The sequence below is a fragment of the Streptomyces sp. NPDC090442 genome (assembly GCF_044769405.1).
Classification (GTDB): domain Bacteria; phylum Actinomycetota; class Actinomycetes; order Streptomycetales; family Streptomycetaceae; genus Streptomyces.
Genome location: NZ_JBIVXW010000014.1, coordinates 141,472 through 149,904 on the forward strand (window position 1 = coordinate 141,472; position 8,433 = coordinate 149,904).

Genomic DNA, 8,433 nt, shown 5'->3' on the forward strand with positions numbered 1-8,433 from the left:
CTCAGCTGGGCCCGGCCTTGTAGCCGACGCCGCGCACGGTCACCACGATCTCCGGCCGCTCCGGATCCCGCTCGACCTTCGAACGCAGCCGCTGCACATGGACGTTGACCAGCCGGGTGTCCGCGGCGTGCCGATAGCCCCAGACCTGCTCCAACAGCACCTCGCGGGTGAACACCTGCCACGGCTTGCGCGCCAGCGCCACCAGCAGATCGAACTCCAACGGGGTCAGCGCGATCGACTGCCCGTCCCGCTTCACGGAGTGCCCCGCCACATCGATGACGAGGTCGCCGATGGCCAGTTGCTCGGGCGCCGGCTCCTCCGAGCGCCGCAGCCGCGCCCGGATCCGGGCCACCAGCTCCTTGGGCTTGAACGGTTTGACGACGTAGTCGTCCGCACCTGATTCGAGGCCGACCACCACGTCCACCGTGTCGCTCTTGGCGGTCAGCATGACGATCGGTACGCCCGACTCGGCCCGGATCAGCCGGCACACCTCGATGCCGTCCCGCCCGGGCAACATCAAGTCGAGCAGCACAAGATCGGGCTTGGTCTCGCGGAACGCAGCAAGCGCCTTGTCGCCGTCCGACACGAACGACGGTTCAAAGCCCTCGCCGCGCAACACGATGCCGAGCATCTCTGCCAGTGCGGTGTCGTCGTCGACGACCAGGACGCGTCCCTTCATTCGGCCATCATCCCATTACCTGATCGTGACGTTCTCCATCGTGAGGCGGAACACACGTCCGCCAGACGCTCGCCGGTCACCGGCGACACCACCCCGGCCTCCGTGACGATCGCCGTCACCAGCTCCGCGGGCGTGACGTCGAAGGCCGGGTTGTAGGCCGGCGCGCCCAACGGCGCCACCGGCACCCCGCCGCCGGCCTCCCCTCCGGCACCTCGCAGGTGCGGCAGGGAGAACTCCGTCACCTCGCCGCCCGGCCGCTGCTCCACCTCTATGGCGCTCCCCTCCTTCGTCTCCAGATCCACCGTGCTGGTCGGTGCCACCACCACGAACGGGACGCCGTGGTGGCGGGCGAGCACGGCCAGGGGATAGCTCCCGACCTTGTTGGCCACCGCGCCGTCCGCCGCGATCCGGTCGGCGCCGATGAGCACCGCGTCCACCTCGCCGGCGGCGAACAGCGAACCCGCCGCGCCGTCCGCCAGCACCGTGTACGCCATCCCGGCACGCGCCGCCTCGTAGGCGGTAAGCCGTGCCCCTTGCAGCAGCGGCCGGGTCTCGTCCACCCACAACCGCCGCAGCTCGCCCGCCCGGTGCGCCGCCAACGCCACCGCCAGGGCGGTCCCCTCTCCCCCGGAGACCAGGGCTCCCGTGTTGCAGTGCGTGAGAATCCGGTGCCCGCCGCGCGGCAGCAGCCCGCCCAGCAGCGCCAGGCCGTGCTCCGCCATGCGCGCGCTGGCCGCCCGGTCCTCCTCGTGGACGGCCCGCGCCTCGGCCAGCGCGGCCCCCGCCGCCTCCTTTGGGCCGGCGCCGCCGGCCACCGACCGCCGGTACGCCGCGGCCGCCCGCCGGACGCCGTAACCGAGGTTGACCGCGGTCGGTCGGGCGTGCGCCAGCGCCTCCGCGGCCTCCTCGACGTCGAGCCCCCGCGCCGCGGCCAGCGCAACGCCGTACGCGCCCGCGATGCCCAGCAGCGGCGCCCCGCGCACGGCCAGCGTCCGGATCGCCCGCACCAGCGTCGGGACGTCCGCGCAGACCAGTTCGACCTCCTCTGCCGGCAGCCGCGTCTGGTCGAGAAGGACCACGGCCGGGCCCTCGGGTGGTTCCGCCCAGCGCAACGACGGGATCGCGAGCGACCCACCGCCCGCCTCCGGTGCTTCGTGCTGATCAGCCATGGCCTCAGTCTGCCGCCGACCACCCGCCCAACAGAAGGTCGTCTTCCTCGAAGGGCACGGGTACAGAGCGCCATCGGCCATGACACGATGACTGACACCGCGGACCCCGGACCCCGGCCGCCGCCCCGGCGGACGGGCAGCAAGAAGGAGCGACGATGAACAACTCTCCGGGCTGGGCCTCGCCCGGATCCTCCCCTTCCGACCAGCCGGACCGCGGCGCCTCGGAGCAGCCCACCCAGCCAGCCGCTCCGGAAGACCGCCCCGGCGCGCCCGAGCAGGCGGCCCCACCGAACTGGTCCAGCAACCAGCCGCCCCCCGGGCAGTGGACGGCCCCGGCCGGCATCCCCGGCCAGAGCGGCCGCGGCACCGGTGACCGCACCCGCGCGTCGTCCGGCCAGCCCCGGGGTGGTTGGACCACCCCGCCGGGCCCCGGCGGCACCCCCGGCCGGGGCGGAGGCTGGGCGGCAACGCCACCCGCCGCCAAGCCGGGCGTCATCCCGCTGCGCCCGCTGGGCGTCGGCGAGATCCTCGACGGCGCGGTGGCCACCATGCGCGCCCACTGGCGCACCGTGCTGGGCATCTCGCTGATCGTCGCGGTGATCTCGCAGACCGCCGTCACGCTCGTCTCGGGCCTGTGGTTCCCCGGCCCCAATCCCCGCGCCGCCCTCGACGAGGGCTCCGGACCGCCGCTGCGCCAGGTCATGAGCGACATGAGCGACTCCCTCGCCGGCTCCGCCATCAGCTCGGTCATCGGACTGCTCGCGACGATCGTCGCCACCGGCATGCTGACCATGATCGTCAGCCGGTCGGTGCTGGGCCGGTCGGTCACCGCCAAGGAAGCGTGGCGCGACGCCCGTTCCCAACTCCCGCGACTGCTCGGCCTGGTGCTCCTGCTCTCGCTGCTCGTCACCGCCGCGTTCGCGGCCGGTCTCGCCCCGGGCCTCCTCGTCTCCGCCTCCGGCCCGCTCGCCATCGGCCTGCTGCTCACCCTGCTCGGCCTGTTCGCCGCCGCCTGTGTGAGCGTCTGGTTGTGGGTACGCTACAGCCTGGCCTCCCCGGCCCTGATGCTGGAGAAGCAGGGCGTCTTCGCCTCCCTGCGCCGCTCCGCCAAGCTGGTCCGGGGCGCCTGGTGGCGGGTGCTGGGCATCCAGCTCCTGGCCTACCTGCTGATCGTCATGGTCGAGTTCATCGTCCAGATCCCGGCCACCCTCATCGCCTTCCTGATAGACGGTGAGAGCCTGATGGACTGGGCCAACGGCGCCAGCGGCTCCACCGGTTGGTCGTTCCTGATCACGATGGGCATCGGCGCGGTCATCAGCTCGACGGTCGCGCTCCCGATCAGCGCCGGCGTCACCGCCCTCCTCTACGTCGACCAGCGCATCCGCCGCGAAGCGCTCGACCTCGAACTCGCCCGCGCCGCCGGCCTCCCCGGCTACGGAGCCGAGGCCCCCGCCGCACCGCAGGCCACCGGCACCACCCCGGCCCCTCGGACCGCCCCCGACGTCACACCGGGCGCAACCGCCGTCACGGAACGGACCGCTGACGCCCCGTCCGAGCAGGTGACGACAGCCCTGGCGCACCCGACGGAGCCTCAGCCAACGGCCACTCAACCGGCGAACGTTCAACTGACGAAGACTCACCCCTCCGAGGGCGAGAACGCGGCACCGAACCCGCCCGAACCCGCCGCCGACAAGGCGCCCGACGCTCCGTCGGCACCCGCGGAGCCGTCCACCGACATCCCCGGCCCACGCCCGACCGACGCCGCACCGGGAAGCTGATGCGGTGACCACAGGGGGGAAGATCGCCGCGCTCGTGCGCCTCACCGCGCTCTCCGACGACGACACACCGGTACGGATCTCTCGCGTCCCCGCCCGTGAGGCGGCGGAACGCGAGCTGTCCGATCCCCGGTACCACCAGCATGACCCCAACCTGCTCCAGCGCGCCCTGAATTGGCTCTGGGACCACGTCGGCGAGCTCTTCAACTCCGCCGCCGGCGCCACTCCGGGCGGCTGGGTCGGACTCATCGCGCTCGCCGCGTTCGTCCTGCTGCTGGTCGTCGCCCTCCGGCTGCGGCTCGGCACGGTGCGCCGCACGCCGACCACGCGCGGCGCCCTCTTCTCCGATGCGCCTCGGACCGCCGTCCAACACCGCGCGAACGCCGACCGGCACGCGGCCGAGGGCCACTGGAACGAGGCCGTCCAGGAGCGGATGCGCGCCCTCGTCCTCGCCCTGGAGGAACGCGCCCTGCTCACCCCCGGCCCGGGCCGCACCGCCGACGAGGCGGCCACCGAGGCCGGCCTCGTCCTCCCCGCGTACGCCGGGCAACTGCGCACGGCGGCCCGCACCTTCGACGACGTCGCATACGGCGGCCGCCCCGGCACGGAACGGGCCCATGCCCTCCTGGCCGACCTCGACAGCGAGCTCCAGCGCGCCAAGCCCCACCTGACCGCCGCCCCGACCGGGAGCCGCGGATGACCACAGCCACCACCGCCGCCACGACTCCCGGCCACACCGCGCACCGCCTGTGGACCCGCTCCCGGGGCGTCCTGCTGGGCCTGCTGCTGCTCGTCATCGGCGGAATCGTCCTCGCCGCCCTGCGGTCCGGCGAACAGCACGGCCGGCTCGACCCCCGCTCCGCGGACCCGACCGGCAGCCGGGCCCTCGCCCAACTCCTGTCCGCCCACGGCGTCACCACCCAGGTCGTGACCACCTCCGAGGAGGCCGCCGCCGCGGCCGGCCCGGACAGCACCCTGCTCATCGCCGCCCCCGACGTCCTGACCGACGGCCAGCTGACCGGCCTCTCCACGGCGTCCGACCGCGCGCCCGGCCGCACCGTCCTGCTCGCCCCCGGCGCCGCCTCCCTCCAGGTCCTCGCGCCGACCGTCCACGTCGAACCGCAGATCGGCAACGCGTCGCGCCAGCCCGGCTGTTCGCTGCCCGCGGCCCGCAGCGCGGGCGACGTGCTCCTCGGCGGCCTCCGCTACGCCACCTCCGCCCCCTCGGTCGACCGCTGCTACGACGCGAGCGGTTACTCCGCCCTGCTGCGCCTCCCCGCGCCCGACGGCAACCGCGACACGGTCCTCCTCGGCTCCGCCGACTTCCTCTACAACCAGCACCTCGCCGAGCGCGGCAACGCCTCGCTGGCCCTTCAACTCCTCGGTACGCACGCACATGTGGTCTGGTACCTCCCCTCCGTCAGCGACCCGTCCTCCACTGCCCCGGACGACAAGCCCGGTCTCCTCGGCCTCATCCCCGCCGGTTGGCGCTGGGCCCTCCTCCAACTCGCCCTCGCCGCCCTCTGCGCGGCCCTGTGGCGCGCCCGCCGGCTCGGCCCCCTGGTGCCCGAACGCCTCCCGGTCACCGTCCCGGCCGCCGAAACCACCGAGGGCCACGCCCGCCTCTACGAACAGGCCCACGCCCGTGACCGGGCCTCGGCCGTCCTGCGCTCGGCGACCCGTACCCGGCTCGCCCCCCTGATCGGCGTGCCCGCCGCGCACGCCCACACCTCCGACGTCCTCCTCCCCGCCGTCCGCACCCAGTTGGGCACCGCCCCCCTGGCCACGGCCGACCTCCAGACCCTGCTGTTCGGCCCCGCCCCGGCGGACGACAAGGCCCTGGTACACCTGGCCGACCAACTCGACACACTCGAAAGCTCGATCGTTTCCCAAGAGAGGCACGCACCTCGTGAGCACCCCGACCGCTGACAGCGCCCGAGCCTCCCTTGAGGAACTGCGCACCGAGATAGCCAAGGCCGTCGTAGGCCAGGACCCCGCCGTCACCGGCCTGGTCGTCGCGCTGCTCTGCCGCGGTCACGTACTCCTCGAAGGTGTCCCCGGCGTCGCCAAGACCCTGCTCGTCCGCGCCCTGTCGACGGCCCTCGAACTCGACACCAAGCGCGTACAGTTCACCCCCGATCTGATGCCCAGTGATGTCACGGGTTCGCTGGTCTACGACACCCGCAACGCCGAGTTCTCCTTCCAGCCCGGCCCGGTCTTCACCAACCTCCTGCTCGCCGACGAGATCAACCGCACGCCCCCCAAGACCCAGGCGTCCCTGCTCGAAGCGATGGAAGAGCGCCAGGTGACCGTCGACGGCACGCCTCGCCCGCTTCCCGAGCCGTTCCTCGTCGCCGCAACCCAGAACCCCACGGAGTACGAGGGCACTTACCCCCTGCCCGAGGCCCAGCTCGACCGCTTCCTGCTGAAGCTCACGATGTCGCTGCCCGCCCGTCAGGACGAGATAGACATCCTCACCCGGCACGCGGCCGGCTTCAGCCCACGCGATCTGAACGCCGCAGGACTCCGCCCCGTCGCCTCCGCCGCCGACCTCGAAGCAGCTCGCGACGCCGTCGCCAAGACGGCCGTCTCCCCCGAAGTCACCGGCTACATCGTCGATATCTGTCGTGCCACGCGCGAATCCCCCTCGCTGTCTCTCGGCGTCTCCCCCCGAGGAGCCACCGCCCTGCTCTCCACTTCACGCGCCTGGGCCTGGCTCACCGGCCGCGACTACGTCACGCCAGACGACGTCAAGGCCCTGGCTCTCCCCACCCTCCGGCACCGCATCCACCTCCGGCCCGAGGCCGAGATGGAAGGAGTCACCGCTGACTCCGTGATCAACGCCGTGCTCGCTCATCTCCCCGTGCCCCGCTGAGGCAACCCATGGCCCTCACCGGACGTACCGCTCTCCTCTCCGCACTCGGAGCCCTCGTCGTGGGCTTCGCGCTCCCCGGCTGGCTCGGGATCCTCATCGTCCAACTCGCCTTGCTGATAGCAATCGTGTGCGATCTGGCCCTCGCCGCGCCAGTGCGAAAGCTCCATTTCACCCGAACCGGTGACACAAGCGTTCGACTAACAGGCGAAGCCCACATCCACCTCACCCTCACCAACCCAGGCCGACGCCCGCTACGTGCCGAGCTCCGCGACGCGTGGCCCCCGAGTTCCTTCCGCCCCGGCGACGACGTCCCCGCGTCCCGCCACGCCCTCCGCGTCCCCGCAGGCGAACGACGCCGCCTGACCACCACGCTCCACCCCACCCGCCGCGGCGATCACCATGCCGTCCGCGTCACGGTCCGCTCCTACGGCCCCCTCGGCCTGGCCGCCCGCCAAGGAAGCCACCACGTCCCCTGGACCCTGCGCGTCCTGCCCCCGTTCACCAGCCGCAAGCACCTCCCCGCCAAACTGGCCCGACTCCGCGAACTCGACGGCCGCACCAGCATCCTGACGCGCGGTGAGGGCACCGAATTCGACAGCCTCCGCGACTACACCCCCGGCGACGACACCCGCTCCATCGACTGGCGCGCCACCGCCCGCCGGCAGACCGTCGCGGTCCGCACCTGGCGCCCCGAACGTGATCGGCGCATCCTCCTCGTTCTGGAAACCGGCCGTACCTCCGCCGGCCGCGTCGGCGACATACCCCGCCTCGACGCCTCCATGGACGCCGCCCTGCTCCTCGCCGCCCTCGCCGCCCGCGCCGGCGACCGCGTCGACCTCCTCGCCTACGACCGCCGGGTACGCGCCTCCGTACAGGGCCGCACCGCCCGCGACCTCCTGCCGGCCCTCACCGACGCCCTCGCGCCGCTGGAACCGGAACTCGTCGAAGCGGACGCCCGCGGCCTGGCCGCAACCATCCACCGCCACGCCACCCGCCGCTCTCTGATCGTCCTCTTCACCGGCCTCGACCCGGCCCCCATGGAAGAGGCCCTCCTCCCGGTCCTCCCCTCCCTCACCCAACGCAACGAACTCGTCGTCACCGCCGTCGCCGATCCCCGTATCGAAGAGATGGCCGCCGGCCGCCACACCCCGCAGGCCGTCTACGCGGCCGCCGCCGCGGAACAGACCCGCGCCGCCCGCCGTCGCACCGCCGACCGCCTCCGCCACCACGGCATCACGGTCCTCGACTCCACCCCGGACCACCTGGCCCCCCACCTCGCCGACGCCTACCTCTCCCTCAAGTCCGCCGGCCGCCTCTAACCACCTCCCCACACAAAACGGCACGGGCCCGCCCCCATCCGCTGTCCCACCCACGCCACGAGCAAGCCAGACGGTCTCCTCCACCGCACCCTCGGCCTCATGCTCAGCACCCCACGATCAACCGCGTCGCCTTCGCGCACCCTTCCCTCCACACACGGGATACATGCAGCCCTCCACGGCCCCCAACAGCCCGCCTGCCTCACCCGCACACACGGCAGAAATCCGGCCACACCAGCGCCATCTCCCCTACACCACAAGCCAACACGCACCCCTACAACGCAAAAAGAGCCCCGCCCCCAAACCCGGGAACGAGGCTCCAACCACAACCACAAAGCAAAAAAGGCTCCGGTTCCTGAACCAGAAGGTTCAAGAACCGGAGCCATAAAAGGAGTTCGGCGGCGTCCTACTCTCCCACAGGGTCCCCCCTGCAGTACCATCGGCGCTGAAAGGCTTAGCTTCCGGGTTCGAAATGTAACCGGGCGTTTCCCTAACGCTATAACCACCGAAACACTATGAAACTAAGAACAACCGTTGGTCTGTTCGTGGCTTCAGAACCAACACAGTGGACGCGAGCAACTGAGGACAAGCCCTCGGCCTATTAGTACCAGTCAACTCC

7 protein-coding genes and 1 rRNA gene are annotated in these 8,433 nt (G+C 72.3%); 5 read left to right on the plus strand and 3 right to left on the minus strand.

The window, feature by feature from the left end; translation table 11 throughout:
- Nucleotide 1: 1 nt before the first annotated feature.
- Together mtrA and mtnA are read right to left on the minus strand one after the other, a co-directional pair.
- Entirely contained in the window at nt 2–679 is a 678-nt protein-coding gene (gene mtrA / locus ACIQU6_RS13055; RefSeq protein WP_018542117.1) for a two-component system response regulator MtrA, read from the minus strand.
- On the minus strand, nt 676–1,848 hold the full coding sequence (gene mtnA / locus ACIQU6_RS13060) for an S-methyl-5-thioribose-1-phosphate isomerase (protein ID WP_403481687.1): 1,173 nt from the start codon (nt 1,846–1,848) through the stop codon (nt 676–678). Before mtnA ends, mtrA begins: the two co-directional genes overlap by 4 nt.
- A gap of 155 nt (nt 1,849–2,003) precedes the next feature.
- Here mtnA and ACIQU6_RS13065 point away from each other — a divergent pair, with 155 nt between their 5' ends.
- From ACIQU6_RS13065 to ACIQU6_RS13085, 5 genes are read left to right on the plus strand one after another with little or no spacing between them, the layout of a single operon-like run.
- Complete coding sequence (locus ACIQU6_RS13065; protein WP_403481688.1) at nt 2,004–3,626, plus strand: hypothetical protein; 1,623 nt, start codon at nt 2,004–2,006, stop codon at nt 3,624–3,626.
- A gap of 4 nt (nt 3,627–3,630) precedes the next feature.
- On the plus strand, nt 3,631–4,323 hold the full coding sequence (locus ACIQU6_RS13070; RefSeq protein WP_403481689.1) for a DUF4129 domain-containing protein: 693 nt from the start codon (nt 3,631–3,633) through the stop codon (nt 4,321–4,323).
- The gene (locus ACIQU6_RS13075) at nt 4,320–5,552 is read left to right on the plus strand and encodes a DUF4350 domain-containing protein (protein ID WP_403481690.1); all 1,233 of its coding nucleotides are present in this window, start codon (nt 4,320–4,322) and stop codon (nt 5,550–5,552) included. The genes ACIQU6_RS13070 and ACIQU6_RS13075 overlap by 4 nt, the downstream gene beginning before the upstream one ends.
- Nucleotides 5,533–6,498: an AAA family ATPase gene (locus ACIQU6_RS13080; RefSeq protein ID WP_403481691.1), complete on the plus strand. Its 966-nt coding sequence runs from the start codon at nt 5,533–5,535 to the stop codon at nt 6,496–6,498. The genes ACIQU6_RS13075 and ACIQU6_RS13080 overlap by 20 nt, the downstream gene beginning before the upstream one ends.
- 8 nt (nt 6,499–6,506) lie before the next feature.
- Nucleotides 6,507–7,817: a DUF58 domain-containing protein gene (locus tag ACIQU6_RS13085; RefSeq protein ID WP_403481692.1), complete on the plus strand. Its 1,311-nt coding sequence runs from the start codon at nt 6,507–6,509 to the stop codon at nt 7,815–7,817.
- Nucleotides 7,818–8,207: 390 nt separating this feature from the next.
- Here ACIQU6_RS13085 and rrf read toward each other — a convergent pair.
- A 5S ribosomal RNA gene (gene rrf, locus ACIQU6_RS13090) occupies nt 8,208–8,324 on the minus strand.
- Nucleotides 8,325–8,433: the final 109 nt, after the last annotated feature.